20 protein-coding genes are annotated in these 18,120 nt (G+C 57.4%); 3 read left to right on the top strand and 17 right to left on the bottom strand.

The features are described 5' to 3' along the window. Positions 1–276: 276 nt before the first annotated feature. From UN63_RS12950 to yceD, 15 genes are all read right to left on the bottom strand, one after another. The gene (locus tag UN63_RS12950) at positions 277–1,230 is read right to left on the bottom strand and encodes an SPFH domain-containing protein (RefSeq protein WP_104487165.1); all 954 of its coding nucleotides are present in this window, start codon (positions 1,228–1,230) and stop codon (positions 277–279) included. Positions 1,231–1,243: 13 nt separating this feature from the next. After that, positions 1,244–1,657 carry an NfeD family protein gene (locus UN63_RS12945; RefSeq protein ID WP_104487164.1) on the bottom strand — a complete coding sequence of 138 codons (414 nt, stop codon included), beginning with the start codon at positions 1,655–1,657 and terminating at the stop codon, positions 1,244–1,246. Between the two features lie 294 nt (positions 1,658–1,951). Then, positions 1,952–2,740 (bottom strand): TatD family hydrolase, encoded by a 789-nt coding sequence (locus UN63_RS12940; protein WP_104487163.1) that lies wholly within the window; start codon positions 2,738–2,740, stop codon positions 1,952–1,954. 75 nt (positions 2,741–2,815) lie between these two features. After that, positions 2,816–3,790: a DNA polymerase III subunit delta' gene (gene holB, locus UN63_RS12935; protein WP_104487162.1), complete on the bottom strand. Its 975-nt coding sequence runs from the start codon at positions 3,788–3,790 to the stop codon at positions 2,816–2,818. Beyond that, on the bottom strand, positions 3,775–4,398 hold the full coding sequence (tmk, locus tag UN63_RS12930) for a dTMP kinase (protein WP_104487161.1): 624 nt from the start codon (positions 4,396–4,398) through the stop codon (positions 3,775–3,777). The genes holB and tmk overlap by 16 nt, the downstream gene beginning before the upstream one ends. A 3-nt stretch (positions 4,399–4,401) precedes the next feature. After that, positions 4,402–5,406, bottom strand: coding sequence for an endolytic transglycosylase MltG (gene mltG / locus UN63_RS12925; protein ID WP_104487160.1), 1,005 nt, complete (start codon positions 5,404–5,406; stop codon positions 4,402–4,404). Next, on the bottom strand, positions 5,390–6,214 hold the full coding sequence (gene pabC, locus UN63_RS12920; RefSeq protein ID WP_104487194.1) for an aminodeoxychorismate lyase: 825 nt from the start codon (positions 6,212–6,214) through the stop codon (positions 5,390–5,392). The genes mltG and pabC overlap by 17 nt, the downstream gene beginning before the upstream one ends. Before the next feature lie 58 nt (positions 6,215–6,272). Continuing rightward, the gene (fabF, locus tag UN63_RS12915) at positions 6,273–7,514 is read right to left on the bottom strand and encodes a beta-ketoacyl-ACP synthase II (RefSeq protein WP_104487159.1); all 1,242 of its coding nucleotides are present in this window, start codon (positions 7,512–7,514) and stop codon (positions 6,273–6,275) included. 72 nt (positions 7,515–7,586) lie between these two features. Then, a complete protein-coding gene (gene acpP / locus UN63_RS12910; protein ID WP_086963052.1) occupies positions 7,587–7,823 on the bottom strand; it encodes an acyl carrier protein in 237 nt (78 codons plus the stop codon). 158 nt (positions 7,824–7,981) lie between these two features. Next, complete coding sequence (gene fabG, locus UN63_RS12905; RefSeq protein WP_104487158.1) at positions 7,982–8,716, bottom strand: 3-oxoacyl-ACP reductase FabG; 735 nt, start codon at positions 8,714–8,716, stop codon at positions 7,982–7,984. Between the two features lie 236 nt (positions 8,717–8,952). Continuing rightward, entirely contained in the window at positions 8,953–9,888 is a 936-nt protein-coding gene (fabD, locus tag UN63_RS12900; RefSeq protein ID WP_104487157.1) for an ACP S-malonyltransferase, read from the bottom strand. A 49-nt stretch (positions 9,889–9,937) separates the two neighbouring features. Then, positions 9,938–10,897: a beta-ketoacyl-ACP synthase III gene (locus UN63_RS12895; RefSeq protein ID WP_104487156.1), complete on the bottom strand. Its 960-nt coding sequence runs from the start codon at positions 10,895–10,897 to the stop codon at positions 9,938–9,940. 5 nt (positions 10,898–10,902) lie between these two features. Then, entirely contained in the window at positions 10,903–11,913 is a 1,011-nt protein-coding gene (gene plsX, locus UN63_RS12890; RefSeq protein ID WP_104487155.1) for a phosphate acyltransferase PlsX, read from the bottom strand. A gap of 10 nt (positions 11,914–11,923) precedes the next feature. Then, a complete protein-coding gene (gene rpmF, locus UN63_RS12885; protein WP_104487154.1) occupies positions 11,924–12,094 on the bottom strand; it encodes a 50S ribosomal protein L32 in 171 nt (56 codons plus the stop codon). A 21-nt stretch (positions 12,095–12,115) separates the two neighbouring features. Further along, entirely contained in the window at positions 12,116–12,637 is a 522-nt protein-coding gene (gene yceD / locus UN63_RS12880; protein WP_104487153.1) for a 23S rRNA accumulation protein YceD, read from the bottom strand. 165 nt (positions 12,638–12,802) lie between these two features. On the opposite strand from yceD, the gene UN63_RS12875 reads away from it, so the two are divergent. After that, complete coding sequence (locus UN63_RS12875) at positions 12,803–13,381, top strand: Maf family protein (RefSeq protein ID WP_104487152.1); 579 nt, start codon at positions 12,803–12,805, stop codon at positions 13,379–13,381. A gap of 265 nt (positions 13,382–13,646) precedes the next feature. On the opposite strand, the gene UN63_RS12870 is transcribed toward UN63_RS12875, so the two are convergent. After that, on the bottom strand, positions 13,647–14,288 hold the full coding sequence (locus UN63_RS12870; RefSeq protein ID WP_373294620.1) for an HAD-IA family hydrolase: 642 nt from the start codon (positions 14,286–14,288) through the stop codon (positions 13,647–13,649). After that, positions 14,285–15,235 (bottom strand): 23S rRNA pseudouridine(955/2504/2580) synthase RluC, encoded by a 951-nt coding sequence (rluC, locus tag UN63_RS12865; RefSeq protein WP_104487150.1) that lies wholly within the window; start codon positions 15,233–15,235, stop codon positions 14,285–14,287. The genes UN63_RS12870 and rluC overlap by 4 nt, the downstream gene beginning before the upstream one ends. Before the next feature lie 331 nt (positions 15,236–15,566). Between rluC and rne the strand changes: the two genes are divergently transcribed. Beyond that, positions 15,567–17,849, top strand: a complete 2,283-nt coding sequence (rne, locus tag UN63_RS12860) for a ribonuclease E (protein ID WP_244905182.1) — start codon at positions 15,567–15,569, stop codon at positions 17,847–17,849. Between the two features lie 38 nt (positions 17,850–17,887). After that, positions 17,888–18,120, top strand: a 233-nt coding sequence (locus tag UN63_RS17485; protein ID WP_244905181.1) for a hypothetical protein, incomplete at its 3' end; no start/stop codon positions are given.

Raw genomic sequence — 18,120 nt, 5'->3', positions numbered from 1 at the left:
GTCCATGTACGCTCTCTGTTTCATCCCTGAAACAGAAGGTCGGCGGAGCAGATCCCTTTATCCTCCTTGAAGCTCCGGTGCTACTTGTTTATATCGCCAACAGATAGCTCCGATTCATACAGAGGCAACCCTGTTGCCTCTGAGCTGTAAAACCGCAATTACTAATTATTTACTGGGCTTGGTGATACTGCGTCACCAGTATGATTATGTTTAATTGTGACAGAAATAAAACGGGAAGCCTGCGCTTCCCGTTAATCCAGATTTATTCATCCTGGTTTATTTTGACGGGCCCTTGAGCAGGGCTTCGATGCTGCCTACCGCACCGAGTACATTGCTGGCCTCGAACGGCAAGAAGATACGATCCCCTTCCTTGCCGATTTCCGGCAGCGTCTTCAGATATTCCAATCCCAGCAGATAACCCACCACCAGTTGCGGATCCAGTTTTTCGTTGCCGGCGGCCAGCACCTGATCGATGGCCTGACGCTGACCTTCGGCCATCAGGATGGCGGCCTCTTTCTTCCCCTCTGCCACCAGAACGCTGGACCGCTTCTCGCCTTCCGCCTTGGCGATGGCCGCTTCCCGTTCACCGCTGGCGCGCAAGACCAGGGCCCGACGTTCCCGCTCGGCCGCCATCTGCTTACGCATGGCATCTTCGACTTCGGTCGGGATCAGTATGTCCTGTATCTCCACCCGGGTAACCTTGACGCCCCACTTGTTGCCCGCCTCGTCCATCACCAGCTGCAACTTGTCGTTGATTTCCTGACGCGACTCGAACAGCTTGTCCAGCTCCATCTTGCCCATTTCCGAACGCAAGGAGGTCTTGGCCAGAATCTCGATAGCCTGGATCAGGTTTTCGGTCTGATAGACGGCACGCTCGGGATCGATCACCTGAAAATAGAGGGCACCGTTCACGGTCACGCTGACGTTGTCGGCGGTGATCACCGACTGACCGGGAAAATCGAGTACCGTCTCGCGCCGGTCGATGCGGGTTTCTTCCTGCACTACCGCCACGTTTTCTCCGCCGATGGCCTGATAGCGTCGCACCTTGATCGAACGGGGCTTGTCCACGAGAGGAATAATCCAGTTCACGCCCGGACTCAGGGTTTTCTGATAACTGCCAAGGCGCTCGATCACCACGGCTTCCGACTGCTGTATGATCATCAGGCCCTTGATGATCAGCACCAGAATCAATACGGTAAATACCAGAGCAATTATTAACATCGCATCCATTGAAGTTCCCTCTTTAATCTATGATGGCGGTAATGCCATCGAAGCGGCGGATCTGCACCCGATCGCCAACCGATAATGGCGCGCCCGAGGCACTGCGAACCAGAAACAAGTCACCTTCCAGCTTGAGACGAAAGTCGCCGGAAGCAAGCTGTACTATCTCTCCCAGCTGCTGATGGCTCTCTCCGGCGAGAAAACTGGTTCGCTGCGACGGCGCAAAGCGACGAAACAGCCGCTTGAGCAGCGGCGCCAATAGCGCCGCCGCCAGGGCGAAGGTAAACCACTGCCAAGTGACGCCGACATCCAGCCAGGCGACCACCATGGCCGCCAGTGCCGCCAATCCAAATGCAAAAGCGAAGAAACCGGTGCCCAGTAATTCCACTAACAATAACAACAAGGCGGCAATCAGCCACCAATGCCAGGCAAGCAAAGCATCACCTCCCGAAAAAGACACAATTGAAACTAGAGTTACTATAGAGGACAGGCAGATAGAAAGGAAACTGTGAGGGGTGAAACGGGAGGGATGAGGGGTGAAGAACATCGCCAAGCGCCGAGCTCACCAAAAGCAGTCATCCTGACGAACGTCAGGATCTTGTTTCGGTTTGGGTGTTATTTGCAAAGAGATACCGGGGCAAGCCCGGTATGACGATTATTGGCCTTGGGTGTTTGTCTTTAGCCTGGTGCTTGAAGTTCGGCGCTTATTTTCTCACGCCTCCCCCTGTTTTCAGCGATTAACCGGCTTGGCCAGCTTGAACAACTCGAAGAAATTGGCGGTGGTCTGTTCGGCCACTCGCTCCACCGACACGCCTTTCAGCTCGGCGATAAACTCCGCCACGGTGCGAGTATAAGCGGGTTCGTTTTCTTCACCGCGAAACGGCACCGGAGCCAGCCAGGGCGAGTCGGTTTCCACCAGCAGCCGTTCCAGCGGCAGCGCCTTGACCACTTCGCGCAGAGCCTCGGCGCTGCGGAAGGTAACGATGCCGGAGATGGAGATATAGAACCCCAGCTCGATGGCGGCTTCGGCCATTTCCAGCGACTCGGTAAAGCAGTGCAGTACGCCCCCCACCTTCTCGGCCCCGCCCCGGCGCAGAATGTCCAGGGTATCTTCCTGGGCATGACGGGTATGGATCACCAACGGCTTGTTCAGCGCCACCGCCGCAGCCACGTGTTGTTCGAACGAACGACGCTGCAACTCGGCGGATTCCGGAGCATAGAAATAATCGAGTCCGGTCTCGCCGATGGCCACCACCCTCGGATGCGCCGCCAGCTGCAGCAACAGCTCCGGATCATTGGGTTCATCGTCATGGTGCAACGGATGCACGCCACAGGAGGCAAATACCTGGGGAAAAGGCGTTATCGCCTCCAGCATGGCGGGAAAAGATGACAGCCCTACGCTGATGCACAGCATATGATCGACGCCGCGGTTGGCGGCCTTGCGAACGGCGTCGGCCATATCGCGGTGTTTTTTTCCGTATTCTAGCTTGTCCAGATGGCAATGGGAGTCAACCAGCAAAACCGTCTCCTTTGAATAAATCGTGAGGGGTGAAGTGTGAGGAGTGAGGCGTGAAGGGGGGTGTAACTTCACTCCTCACCTTATATTAATCATCCAGTCGTTAAGCCACTGACCCAGTTGCAGACCCGCATTCACCGGCCTGCCGGCACCGGGCTGCAGGGTCTGGCGTAATTGCAGCAAACCGGTCAGCGCCTGATTGAGTCTCTCCGGGCCAAGCTGGCTCAGGGTTCGACACAGAGCTTCGCTGTCGACCAGACGTAATCCGGTCGAGGATAATCCCAGTGCCAGCTGCAGCGCATCCTGCAGTAACAGCTGCAGCCAGAGCAAATGCACCGGCTGCTCCAGCAGGCCGCTCTGCACCGAGGTCAGGGTCTGCGGTTGTTTGGCCAGAAGGGCAAACTGCTGCAACAGCTCCTGCCGGCGCTTGTCGGTACCGGCGGCCAGATAATCCCGGGTACCGAGCGGTGAGCCCTGGTTGACATTCAGGGCCGCCAGATTGGGCTCCAGTCCCTGATCGGACAACCAGCGCAAGACCACATCAGACTCGGGTACCGGTAACAGCCATTGCTGGCAGCGACTGCGAATGGTCGGAAGCAGCCGCTCGGGATGAGCGCTTGTCAGCAAGAGGGTCGCCTCCCCCGCCGGCTCTTCCAGGGTTTTCAGCAGCGCATTGGCGGCAGCTTCGGTCATCTTGTCCGCCTGCTCGATCACAGCCACCTTGCCGTGGCCCAGGCGGGCACTTTCACTCAGTACCTGAGTCAACTGGCGGATGGCATCCACCCCTATGCTACGTTGCTGACCGGTGACCACATGCAGATCCGAATGATTGCCGGCTTTGATCAGCTGACAGGAATGACAGTGCCCGCAGGGAGCGGGCTGCTCGTTTGATGCAACAGTTGTATGTTGGCATAATAAAACGCGAGCCAATTCTGTCGCCAACTCGCGCTTGCCAGTACCTGCCACCCCTTTCAGCAAGAGCGCATGGCCCAGTTGCCGCCGACGTATCAGGGCGGTCAACTGCTGCTCTTGTCCGCTTAGCCAGGGATACACAGGCGGCGCTCCAGACAGGCCAATACCGCGGCTTTTACTTCGGCTTCATTCCGGCTGGCATCAATCAGCTCGCAGTCGGGGTTATCCTGTGCCAGCTCCAGGTAACGGGCTCGGGTACGCTCAAAAAAGCCAAGCTGTTCCTGCTCGATGCGATCCAGCTCGCCTCTCACCCGCGCCCGATCCAGCCCCTGAGCCGGATCTATGTCCAGATACAGGATCAAGTCAGGCCCGAAGTCGCCCAACACCGCTTGTTTTATCTGAGTGATAAGCCCGGCATCGATACCCCGACCGCCGCCCTGGTAGGCCTGAGAAGACCAGTCGTGCCGGTCCCCCACCACCCAGGTGCCGGCAGCCAGTGCCGGCTGTATGCGATTCTTGACCAACTGTACCCGGGCTGCATACATCAGCAGCAGCTCGGCCTCCATGCTCAGCGGCTCTTCGTGCACCTCTTTCACCAAAGTGCGCATCTTTTCGGCCAACGGTGTGCCACCCGGCTCGCGGGTACTCATCACCGACAGTCCACGGGCCTCGAGCCAGGCCACCACATGACGTTGCACGGTACTTTTTCCGGCTCCCTCGAGCCCTTCAATCACGATAAACTGGCTCATCTTCTACCTTTTCAAAATATAACGACGAACGGCGTTATTGTGTTCGCGCAACGACTTGGAAAAATAATGACGGCCCTCGCCCATGGCCACGAAATAATAGTATTTGCTGTCTTCCGGCTGCAGGGTAGCCATGATGGCCTCCTTGCTCGGCATGGCGATGGGCGTGGGCGGCAGCCCGTCGATCATGTAGGTGTTATAAGGCGTATGGGTCTGCAAATCACGCTTGCGGATGTTGCCGTCATAGTCCTCTATGCCATAGATGACGGTAGGATCGGTCTGCAGCCTCATGCCACGGCGCAGGCGGTTGATAAAGACGGAGGCAATCAACGGTCGCTCTTCGGCGATGCCGGTTTCCTTTTCGATAATGGAGGCGAGGATCAGCGCCTCGTAAGGCGTCTCTATGGGCAGGCCGGGTTGCCGTGTGGCCCAGGCGTCGGCCAGAAAGCGTTCCATCTCCTGATGGGCCCGCTGCAGAATGGACACATCGGTATCACCCGGGGTATAGCTATAGGTTTCGGGCAATAACAGGCCTTCCAGCTTGCTCCGCTCCACCCCCAGCCGCTCGGCAAGTTCGCCTTCATCGAGATCCGCCAGTTTTACCTCCAGGTATTCCGCCTCTGCCAACCGTTGCTGCCAATCGCTCAGACGAAGTCCTTCCACCAGAGTCACCTGTAGCCGATAAACATCACCGTTGACTATGGTCATCAGCGCATCACGAAGTCGGGTGCCCAGCTCGAATTTATAGGTGCCTTGGCGTACCGCCGCCAACTCGGGATGAAAGCGCAACCACAGCCGACGATACAATTCGGGTACCGGCTTCGTGCTCAGCCGATTGATCAGTCTGAAACTGGTCTCTCCACGCGCGACAACAAACAAGGGTTCATCGGCAGAGGCAATCGTCATCTGCTCCAGTTGTTGCCATTGCTGAAAACCATACAGGCCCAGCCCGCCCAGGCTCAGCGCCGCAGCCAGCAACAGACGGCCCCACCATTTACTCAGTTTCTTCATAAGCCTGCTGTAATTCCTTCACCATGATAAAGTCGGATGAAAAACGCCGCTCGCCAATCGCCGTCACCGGCACCACGCCCATCAGTGCATTGGTCAACCAGACTTCGTCGGCCGCCAGCAGCCGGGGTAACCTGGCATCTGTCGCCGTCACTCGTTCACCCAGATGATCAAAACACCAGGCGCGCAAGGTACCGCAAACACCGCCCGTCGACAAATCCGGCGTATAAATCTGCTCGCCTTCGCGCCAGAACAGGTTGGCGGTCACCGCCTCCATCACCCGGCCCTCGGCATCGAGCACCACCGCCTCCGGCCAGTCGTTCGCCTCCAGCTCGGCCTTGAGCATCACCTGCTCCAGACGATTCACGGTTTTCAGCCCCGCCAGCAAGGGGCTCTGCCCCAGACGGCCGGCACACACGCCAATGGCGATGCCCTGCTCCCGCCATTGATAATAATGTGCGGGAAAAGGCGAGCTGTTCAGCACCACGGTGGTCTCACCACAGCCGGCGATACCGTAGCCACGGGCGCCGGGGCCACGCACCAAAGTGATACGCAACACCTGATCGCTGCCATTCAAGGTCGCCTGCGCCGCCGCATAAAGCGCGTTCCAGTCCGGCATCGGCATCTGCAACCGGGTGCAGGCATCCATCAATCTGGCCTGATGATAGGGCCAGTGACATAGCTGGCCTGCCCTGGCATGCAGGGTACTGAAGTGCGCATCGCCCAGCTGCCAGGCCCGGCTCAGGGCCAGCAGTGGATCCGTGTTTGCAATCGTATTTGCAAAAGTGGTGTCTGTGAGAATGGTCTGCATAATCACCCAATAAAAAAGCCCGGCGCTAAGGCCGGGCTCGGGATTGGCCAAAAGGCCATTATATGCGTTTGAAAATCAATGAGCCATTAGTGCCGCCAAAACCGAAGGAGTTGGACAAGGCATACTCGAATTGACCTTTCTTGGCCTGATGGGGCACCAGATCCAGATCACACTCATCATCCGGGTTATCCAGATTGATAGTGGGGGGCGCAATCTGATCACGCAACGCCAGGACGCTGAAAATGGCTTCCACGGCACCGGCGGCACCCAGCAGGTGACCGGTCATCGACTTGGTCGAGCTGATCATCAGCTGATTGGCATGTTCGCCAAATACCGTTTTCATGCCACGCAGCTCGGCTACATCACCCAGTGGAGTGGAAGTACCGTGCGCGTTGACATAACCGATAAGCTCGGGAGCGATGTCCGCATCCTTGATGGCATTGGCCATCGCCTTGGCAGCGCCGCTGCCGTCGGCGGGCGGTGCCGTCATATGGTGCGCATCGCCACTCATGCCAAAGCCAACCAGCTCGGCATAGATAGTGGCGCCACGCGCCTTGGCGTGCTCATACTCTTCAAGCATCATCACACCGGCACCATCACCCAGCACAAAGCCGTCACGCTCTTTGTCCCAGGGACGACTCGCCTTTTGCGGCTCGTCGTTGCGGGTCGACAGAGCACGGGCAGCGGCAAAGCCACCCATGCCCATGGTGGTAGATGCTTTCTCGGTACCGCCCGCCAGCATGGCGTCGGCGTCACCGTAGGCAATCATGCGTGCAGCCAGACCAATGCTGTGAGTACCAGTGGTACAGGCGGTGGTCGCCGCGATATTAGGACCACGCAGGCCGTTCATGATCGACAAATGACCGGACACCATATTGATGATGGTGGACGGTACAAAAAACGGGCTGAGCTTGCGAGGCCCACTGGCCATCAGGTTGGTATGGTTCTGCTCTATAAGACCCAGACCACCGATTCCGGAGCCAATGGATACACCAACGCGATCGGCGTTAGCTTCGGTTATATCAAGACCAGAATCTGCCATGGCCTGCAAACCGGCCGCCACCCCGTACTGGATAAACAAATCCATCTTACGGGCTTCTTTCTTGGCGATACCATGAGCTTCGGGATCGAAGTCCTTGACCAGGCCTGCGAATTTGGTGCTGTAATCGGTAGTATCAAAGTGCTCAATGTTACTGATGCCGCTTTGGCCTGCCAACAGGGCCTGCCAGCTGGCATCGACCGTGTTACCGACAGGAGAGAGCATACCGAGGCCAGTCACCACGACTCTGCGTTTGGACACAGGAGCGTCTCCGAATGGGGGTTAAAACGGGGAAAGAACCGAAGTGGCGACTGCCACTTCGGTACAGGTTTATTATTCCTGATTAGCGTTGATGTAATCAACTGCCGCTTTAACGGTAGTGATTTTTTCAGCTTCTTCGTCAGGAATTTCGGTGTCGAATTCTTCTTCCAGAGCCATTACCAGCTCAACGGTGTCCAGGGAGTCGGCGCCCAGATCATCAACGAAAGAGGCTTCAGATTTAACTTCTTCTTCTTTAACACCCAGTTGCTCGATGATGATTTTTTTTACGCGTTCTTCGATGTTGCTCATGACCAGTATTATCCTTTAGAAATACGCAAGTGCGTGTCGTTGCGGTAGTGTATTAAATTAACCGTAGTTTGCAAGACTATTTGAGTCTGGTCAAACCAGAAAAACTGCTTAATATGTCGCAATTTCCGCCAAATAGCCCCTAACTGTGGAGATTTTCATCACACCATGTACATGCCGCCATTTACGTGCAGCGTTTCACCGGTGATATAACCGGCCTCATCCGAAGCCAAAAAGGCCACAGCAGAGGCAATTTCTTTCGGGTCGCCCAAACGTTGTGTCGGAACTTGTGACAAGATAGCGGCCCTTTGCTCTTCATTCAATGTGCGCGTCATGTCGGTTTCAATAAATCCGGGTGACACCACATTGACGGTAATGCCACGAGACGCCACTTCACGACCCAGTGACTTGCTGAAACCGATGAGTCCTGCCTTGGCGGCCGCATAGTTGGCCTGACCGGCATTACCCATGGTGCCCACGACAGAGCCGATGGTCACGATGCGGCCATGACGTTTCTTCATCATCGCCCGCAGCACCGCCTTGGACAGACGGAATACCGAGGTCAGGTTGGTATCCAGAATATCCTGCCACTCGTCGTCTTTCATGCGCATCATCAGGTTATCGCGGGTGATGCCGGCATTGTTAACCAGCACATCGATATCGCCATAACGCTGTTTGATGGTTTCCAGCAGCTGATTCATGGACTCGACATCGGTCACGTTCAGTACCAGACCGGCGCCATTGTCGCCCAGATAAGCGCTGATCGCCTCGGCGCCCTTCTCGCTGGTGGCGGTGCCAACAACGGTCGCCCCACGGCTGGCGAACAGCTCGGCGGTTGCCCGACCGATACCCCGGCTCGCGCCGGTGACCAGTACCACTTTACCGGAAAAACTCATAGTGACTCCTTCGTCTTTTTTCAAAACGCGCTCGACGTCCGGGAAAGGCCTGCTGATGAAAGCAAAGCCGACCGTTGGCGCCAGGGTCGAAAAAATGCTCCTGCATTTTCGACATTTCCGCCATCCATGGCGGTCAGATGGCGCCGTCGAGCCCCCAAGGACGGGTTTACGGCGAGTCGGCGTGCTGTCATCAGCAGGCCTGACTTTTCGCCATTATTTCCGACGCTTCTATATTATCAGGCTGTAACAGCTGCCAGTGCTTGCTGCAGGCCGGTATCATCGTTGACCGCCAGGCCTTCAACCCGCTTGTCGATACGCTTGGCCAGACCGGACAAGACCTTGCCCGGACCCACTTCCAGCGCCAGGGTCACGCCCTGCCCTACCATGGTTTCCACGGTTTCGGTCCAGCGTACCGGACTGTACAGCTGACGCACCAGGGCGTCCTTGATGGCCGCCGCCGAGGTTTCCATCTTGACGTCCACGTTGTTGATCACCGGAACCGCCGGCTCATTGAACGTCATCTCGCTCAGGGTCTGCTCCAGCTGCTCTGCCGCCGAACGCATCAGCGCACAGTGAGAAGGCACGCTGACCGGCAACGGCAAGGCACGTTTGGCACCGCTTTCTTTCATCAGCACATTGGCACGCTCTACCGCGGCCTTGTTACCGGCGATAACTACCTGACCGGGTGAATTGAAGTTCACCGCCGACACCACTTCACCCTCTTCCGCCTTGGCGCAGTTGGCAATAATGGTGTCGTTGTCCAGACCGATGATGGCGGACATGGCGCCGGTACCTTCGGGCACGGCTTCCTGCATCAGCTGACCACGCAATTCGACCAGCTTGACGCCGTCGGTCAGGCTCAGCACCCCGGCACAGACCAGCGCCGAATATTCGCCCAGGCTGTGGCCGGCCATAACGGCAGGTTGGGCACCGCCCTGCTGTTGCCACAGACGCCACAAGGCGACCGAGGCGGTCAGCAAGGCCGGCTGGGTGCGCCAGGTCTTGTTCAGATCTTCTGCCGGGCCATTCAGTACCAGCTCGGCCACATCGTAGCCCAGAGCAGAGGACGCCTCGGCAAAGGTTTGTTTCACGATATCATGCTCGGCCAGCACGCCAGCAAGCATGCCCACCGCCTGAGATCCCTGTCCGGGAAAGGTAATGGCAAATGTCATTGTCTGTCCTTGTTTAAAAGCGCATCTGTCTTTAAAAACGAAACTATCTTTAGAAGCGAACCAAGGCCGAGCCCCAGGCGAAACCGCCACCGAAGGCTTCCAGCAGCACCAGATGGCCTCGCTGAATGCGGCCATCCCGCACCCCCTCGTCGAGGGCGATGGGCACACTGGCCGCCGAAGTGTTCCCGTGCTTGTCCAGGGTGAGGATCACCCGGTCCAGCGACATGTTCAGCTTGCGCGCGGTGGCATTGATAATACGGTAATTTGCCTGATGCGGTACCAACCAGTCCAGCTCGGACTTGTCGATGCCGTTGGCTGCCAGGGTCTGGGTCACGATTTCACTCAGGCGCGAAACCGCGACCTTGAATACTTCGTTACCCTTCATGCTCATATAGGCATCCATCTCGCTACCGCTCACGCCGCGCTGACGCTGTGGCAGCTTGAGCAACTCGCCGTAGCGGCCGTCCGCATGCAGATGTGTGGACAAGATACCCGGCTCTTCACTTGCGCCCAGCACCACGGCACCGGCACCATCGCCGAAGAGGATAATGGTAGACCGATCGCCCGGCTCGCACATGCGTGACAGCGCATCGGCACCGATCACCAGTATATGACGGGCCTGGCCGTTGCGGATAAACTGGTCGGCCACGCTCAAGGCATAGCTGAACCCGGCACAGGCGGCGGCAAGATCGAAGGCCGGAATGCCCGGCACTTCCAGCATGGCCTGAACTTCACAGGCGGCGGCCGGAAAGGCATTATCGCCACTGGTGGTGGCCAGCACTATCATGTCCAGCTGTTGCGCTTCGATGCCGGCGGCTTCCAGGGCGCGCAAGGCGGCGCCATAAGACATGGTGGCGACAGTTTCTTCCGCCCCGGCGATGCGACGCTCCCGGATCCCGGTACGTTCGACGATCCAGTCATTGCTGGTTTCTACCATTTGTTCCAGGTCGGCATTGGTACGTACCGCTTCTGGCAGGTAGCTGCCAGTTCCCAATATTCTACTGTTCATAGGCGTTATCTTGCGTGACTGTCCCGAGGGGCAGTATCAAAACGATGCGCGATGCTCGCGGGCAGGTCATGTTCAATTTCGGAAACGGCCTGCAAGATCGCATTTAAGAAGGCAGGTGAGCCGGCACTCCCGTGGCTCTTGACCACACTGGCGCGCAATCCTATCAGACTTGCGCCGTTATACTGGTCGGGGTTCAGATGGGAAAGCCGTTTTTTTAACCAAAGCATCAGCATCTTGCTTAAAAAACCGCGCTGTTGTCGCTGTCCGAGTAACAGCCGCGCTACCCCTTCGCTGGTTTTCAAGGCCACATTGCCGACAAAACCATCGCATACGATAACATCGACGCGACCAGAAAACAGCTCATCCCCTTCCACATAACCGGTATAGTGCAACCCTTCTACCTGCTGCAAACGCTGCGCCGCCTCGCGAACCGACTCATTACCCTTGTTGGCTTCGACGCCGACATTCAGCAGGCCGATGCGGGGATGGCTGATACCCAGGATATGTCGTGCCGCCTGCTCTCCCATGAGGGCAAACTGCACCAGTTGTTCCGCCCCGCAGCAGAGGTTGGCTCCCACATCCAGCAACAGCGCATAGCCACCGCCGGCCTGTGGCATTCGAGTGATAAGGGCGGGTCGGTCCACTCCGGGCAAGGTATTGAGCGTTTTCATTGCCATTGCCATCAGGGCACCGGTATTACCGGCGCTGACGCAAGCGTGCGCCCGCCTTGATGCCAGGGCATCAAGCGCATTGCGCATGGAAGAGTCGGTCAGATGACGCAGGGCATAAGCGGCTTTATGTTCGTTTCCCACCTGCTGGCTGCAATACTGCACACACACCCGGCTATGAGAGTCCAGCTTAAAGCGGCGTAACCAGGGAGAAAGCTCGGCCTCGAGGCCAAACAGAACCAGATTGAGATCAGGCAGAAGCGACAGTGCCTGCGCGGCGGCAGGCACTGTAACCGAAGGGCCATGATCGCCCCCCATCATATCTAACGCAACGGTCAGCTGCGGCAAAAGGTAACCCTTACTTGGCGATTACCTTTTTACCACGGTAGAAACCATCGGCAGTCACGTGGTGACGACGATGCAGTTCACCAGTGGTTTGATCCACAGACAGAGCAGCGGTGCTCAGTGCATCGTGTGAGCGACGCTGACCACGACGTGAACGAGATACTTTACTCTTTTGTACGGCCATTTGACCTCACTCCTAAATCAGTTACTTACGTTTTAGTTCTTCCAGAACCGCGAAAGGATTCGGACGCTCTTCGGCGGTAGGGATATCACCAAAACTTTGATCAAATTTACCCTGGGAACACTGCTCATTTTCATGAGTCGGTATCTGCGGTAAACCAAGGATAAGTTCATCCTCTATGATTTCAGCCAGGTTGATTTCGCCAACTTCATCCACTTCAATAGTGTCGTAGTCTTCCGGCAACTCCGGCGCCTCTGCATTTGCACGTAGCGGCGTGTATGTAAATTCGGATTCTATAGTGGTATCAAACAGCTCATTGCATCTTTGGCACTGGAGCGACACCTGAGTTCGGGCCTGGCCCGACATCACGCGCAGCCCCTGGGCATCTGTACCAAAGTTCAGAGACACGTCGATATCACCATGGATACCTTGGGTTGAATCCTGCAGTCTGGGCATCAGAGCCGCAGCAAATACACCTTGATATACAAGACGACTTTGCGAGCAGCGAGCGGGATCAACCTTAATGGGCAACTTTACCTTTTCCATAAGGCGCGCATGTTATAGCGACAGGCCCCTGGAGTCAAAGGGAAAAGTGTTCTGCAGGAGAATAACCGGCAAGCATCCGAGCCTCCGGCCGTGACGGCACTTCCTGCGACGACTACAATGGCAGCCCTCTTATTTTCTATTGTTTCAAGCAGACGAAGGTGCCCAATGGCCAGAATCATACTCGCCTCCTCTTCCCCTTACCGCCAGCAGCTACTGCACAAGCTGGGACTCGATTTTCAAAGCTGCAGCCCGGACATAGACGAAACAGCCCGGCCCGACGAATCCGCCACCGACCTGGTGCAGCGACTGGCCGAACAAAAAGCCCGTGCCGTCGCGACCCTGTATCCTCAGGGGCTCATCATCGGTTCGGATCAGGTGTGTGTCAATCAGGGACAGATTCTGGGTAAACCCGGAACGCTGGAACGGGCCAGGGCACAGCTGCTGGACGCCAGTGGGCAACGCATTACCTTTTATACCGGTCTGGCGGTACTCGATGCGGCAAGCGATCGCCTGCATTCGATGGTCGAGCCGTTCTCGGTAGTATTTCGGAACTTGAGCGAGGCGCAGATTGACCGCTACCTGAACAAAGAGCCCGCGCTGGACTGTGCCGGCGCCTTCAAATGCGAAGGACTTGGCATCAGCCTGTTCGAGCGCATGGAGGGTCGGGATCCCAACAGCCTGGTAGGATTGCCGCTGATCGCCCTGGTAGAGCTGCTCTCACAGTTTGAAGTGGAGATACCTTGAAACAAAAAAGCTGGAAGCCGTAAGCGTTAAGCTGGAAGCAGCCCGAGCCGCTCGCGGGTTTGTTTGCCCATTCCCCGTCTGGTGTATGGGAACGGCAATACAATATCAGACGAAGCGCTTTTTGTAGGCCCCGTTTCAACGGGGCGATCCCATTATCTATGGCAGGATCGCCCGAATGAATTCGGGCCTACAAAAACATCAGGTATAGGTAAACTGAAGTCAACTGCTGCCCGTCTCCAGTCCCTATTCCCCAATCACTGTTGTTTTAAAGCCAGCCGGGAAGCTGGCGGATATCATCGATCAGGGCCAACGGGGTATGTTGGCATAACTTAGTGTCATCATGCACACCATAGGTCACGCCAATCCTGTCCATGCCAATGGCTTCGGCCATCGCCAGATCGTAGCTCGAGTCCCCTACCATCACCGCCTCGGCCGGGCTCAGCTTCAGCTCGTCCAGAATTTGCTCCAGCATCAACGGATGGGGTTTGGACTGGGCCTGATCCGCCCCGCGCAGGGCGTGAAAATACGCCCCAAGCTCGGTTTCTGCCAGCACCCGATCCAGCCCCACCCGCTGTTTACCGGTGGCCACCGCCAGTCGGTAACCATCACGATGCAGGCCCTTGATGATCTCCGCCGCACCGGTAAACAAGGGAGACGGCGTCTCGTTCAGCTCGAGATAATGACGGCGATACGCCGCCAGCAGGGCCGCCTCGTCAACGGCCGTCAGCGACCCGAACAGCACCGGAAACGCCTTGTGCAGGCTGAGCCCGATAATATCGCGCACCGCCGCCGCCGTGGGTATCGGCAAAGCACAATCTTGCGCCGCCGCCTGCATGCTGGACACAATGCGCGCCACCGAGTCCATCAGGGTGCCGTCCCAGTCGAAGATAACCAACTGGTACTTCATGATTGCGCCATTCGGGTCAGCAGCTTTTTCAGTGCCGGCTCCAGAGGGGCTTCCAGTACCATGCTCTCTTCTCGTCCCGGATGGAAAAAACGTATCCGGCAGGCGTGCAAAAACAGTCGTTTCAGCCCCATCCCGGTCATTTTCTCGTCAAACAGTTGATCGCCGTACTTGTTGTCACCGGCAATGGGATGACCCGCATGCAGCGTATGTACCCGGATCTGGTGGGTACGTCCGGTAACCGGACTACATTCCACCAGGGTCGCCCCGGTGAATTTCTGTATGATGCGAAAGCGGGTTTCCGAAGGCTTACCTTCTTTATCTACCCGCACCACTCGCTCACCCGAAGCCAGCTCGTTCTTTTTCAGCGGGGCCTTCACCACCTGCTGATGCGGCTGCCACTGGCCGCGCACCAGTGCCAGATAATGCTTGTCCATGGTTTTTTCACGCAGCTGCTCATGCAGGCTACGCAACATGCTGCGCTTCTTGGCCACCAGCAGAATGCCGGAGGTATCCCGGTCAAGCCGATGCACCAGCTCGAGAAAGCGCGCCTCGGGCCGTAGCGCCCGCAAGCCTTCAATCACGCCGAAGCTCAGGCCGCTACCGCCGTGTACCGCTATGCCCGAGGGCTTGTTCAGCACGAGCAATGCATCATCTTCATAGATGATGGCGGCATCAAGAGACTGCACCTGGTTCAGCTTGGCCGATGGCAGCGTATTTTCACGCTCCGCCACCCGCACCGGCGGCACCCGGATCACGTCACCGGCCAGCAGTTTATATTCTGGTTTTATGCGCTTTTTGTTAACTCTTACCTCGCCTTTGCGCAAAATTCGATAAATCAGGCTTTTGGGAACGCCTTTAAGCTGAGTCCGTAAATAATTGTCTATGCGCTGCCCTTCATGCTCAGCCTCTATGGTGAGCAGCCGCACGCTGTGTTGTTCTTGTTTCATGGCCGTTATTCTAACACCAGCCAGCGTCCTTTGGCTGCAAAAAAGGCGTCTTGCTAAGGTTGTAGTTAAAGTGTGATAATGACTCCGTTTTTCGTGCTTTCCGGGATCGGAGGGCGCACCCTGAATACCCCTGGTTTTCCGTTTTATTCGCGACCTTTGGGCTCCCCCCTTATCGTGAAAGACACCTGAATAAGCGCCTCATGCGTACCCAGCCGGGAGGCTGTAACCATTACGCTCACAGACTCGAGGCCGGTGTCAGTCGGAATAACACGGTGGACCAGGGGATACCAACACTGTCGAAACAGTAAAAAACTTTATAAAAGAGTCTTCAATGAAAAGAATGCTAATCAACGCAACCCAGGAAGAAGAGTTGCGTGTAGCCCTGGTGGATGGGCAAAAACTATACGACCTGGATATCGAAAGTCCCGGTCACGAGCAAAAGAAAGCCAACATCTATAAAGGCAAGATCACCCGGGTAGAACCCAGCCTGGAAGCCGCCTTCGTCGATTACGGCGCCGACCGTCACGGTTTTCTGCCCCTCAAGGAAATCGCCCGCAACTACTTCCCCGCCGGTTACAGCTATCAGGGCCGCCCCAATATCAAGGAAGTGGTCAAGGAAGGTCAGGAAGTCATCGTTCAGATCGATAAAGAAGAGCGTGGCAACAAGGGTGCCGCCCTCACCACCTTTATCAGCCTGGCCGGCTCCTATCTGGTACTGATGCCCAACAACCCCCGCGCCGGTGGTATCTCTCGCCGTATCGAAGGTGACGAACGTACCGAGCTCAAAGAAGCCCTGGCTCACCTCAAGCTGCCTGACGGCATGGGTCTGATCGTGCGTACCGCCGGTGTTGGCAAGTCCGGCGAAGAGCTGGAGTGGGATCTGCACGTACTGCAGACTCACTGGACCGCCATTCAGGAAGCCGCCGAAGGCGGTAGCGCCCCTTTCCTGATCCATCAGGAAAGCAACGTCATCGTGCGCGCCATCCGCGATTATTTGCGTCGTGACATCGGTGAGATCCTGATCGACAACCCGGTGATTTTCGAGCGTGCCAAGCAGCATATCGAGCTGGTTCGCCCCGACTTCGTCAACCGGGTCAAGCTGTACGACGGCGACGTGCCCATGTTCAGCCACTACCAGATTGAAAGCCAGATCGAGTCGGCTTTTCAGCGCGAAGTGCGTTTACCCTCCGGCGGCAGCATCGTTATCGACCCGACCGAAGCACTGACCAGCATCGACATCAACTCCTCTCGCGCCACCAAGGGCGGTGATATCGAGGAAACCGCGCTGCAGACCAACCTGGAAGCAGCGGAAGAAATTGCCCGTCAGCTACGCCTGCGTGACCTTGGCGGCCTGGTGGTGATCGACTTCATCGACATGACCCCGGTACGCCACCAGCGCGAAGTAGAGAACCGTCTGCGCGATGCGGTACGCCAGGACAGAGCCCGCATTCAGCTGGGTCGTATCTCCCGCTTCGGTCTGCTGGAAATGTCTCGTCAGCGCCTGCGCCCTTCCCTCGGCGAGTCCAGCACCCATGTGTGTCCGCGCTGTCTGGGCCAGGGCACCATCCGCGACAACGAATCGCTGGCACTGGCCATTCTGCGTCTGATTGAAGAAGAAGCGCTGAAAGACAACACCGGTCAGATCCATGCCCAGGTGCCGGTCGATGTGGCCGCCTATCTGCTCAACGAAAAACGCAAGTCCATTGCCGGGCTGGAAAATCGCTACAAGGTAGAGATTTACATCATCCCCAACGAACAGCTGGAAACGCCACATTTCGACGTAGCCCGGGTTCGCAGCGGTGATGAAGAAAATGTCTCCAGCTTTGCGCTGAAAACCACCGTCGAAAAGCCGGCTTATAGCCCCCGTCAGGGCCAGGCCGCTGCCAAGAGTGAGCAACCTGCACTGCAGGGCTTTACTGCACCGGCACCTACTCCGGCTCCCGCTCCAGCACCGGTTGCGGCTAAAGCCGAAGTCGCGACTGCCGCTCCCGTTGCCGCCGAACCCGGCCTGTTGAGCCGCATGTTCTGCGCCCTGGCTAGCTGGTTCAAGGGATCTGCCGAGCCTCAGCAGACGCCTGCACCGACGCCGGTCGAAAAGCCGGCCCGCCAGGCACGCAACAACGAGCGCAATCAGGATCGCAGTAACGAGCGCCGTGATCGTGGTGATCGCCGTAACACGCGCAACAGCCGCAAACCGCGGGATGAAGACCGCAGCAACAAAGCCGCTCCGGCGGCTGCAGCCGAGCTTCAGGCACAACCTCAGAGCGAGGCCAAGACTGACAGACCGCGTCGTGAACGTCGCAAGCCGCGCCGCGAGCAGCCTCAGCAGCAACAGCAAAAAGAGACCGCCGCCGTCGAGCTGGTGCCGACTCCGGCTCCGGCTCCTCAGCCTCAGCAACCTCAACAACAGCAGCAGCAACAGCAGCAACAGCAGCCTGCTCAGGAAGCCGAGCAGAAAGAGCAGACCGTCGCCGAGCGCCGTCAGCGGCGCAAGATGCGTAAGCAGGTACGCATCGGCAGCGAAGCCCGCCCGACTGATACCACCACAGAGCAGGCAGAACGCCAGCCCAAGGCACACAGGAGTCCGTTGCAGCACAGGCCGAGCAGAATGTAGCCGACAAGCCAGCCACTCATCACCAGCGTGGCGGCGGCATGCCCAAGCGCAAGCGGATCAATGAAGACAGCCGCCGTCGGCGTCGTCAGGACAGCATCGCTGCCTTGATCGCCTCTCAGGGTGAAGAAAAGTGGGTTGCCTCGGAAACAGCTGAAATTGAAGCCGCACCGGCACCGGCGAGACAAGCCGCCGCGCCGCAGCAGGAAGCCACCAAGGCCCCTGCCGTAGAGCCCAAAGTTGCAGCCGTCGAGCCCAAAGTTGCAGCCGTCGA

The sequence above is a fragment of the Oceanisphaera arctica genome (assembly GCF_002936955.1).
Taxonomy (GTDB): domain Bacteria; phylum Pseudomonadota; class Gammaproteobacteria; order Enterobacterales; family Aeromonadaceae; genus Oceanimonas; species Oceanimonas arctica.
The sequence above is the reverse complement of the archived record's forward strand: the minus strand, read 5'-3'. Positions and strand labels throughout refer to the sequence as shown.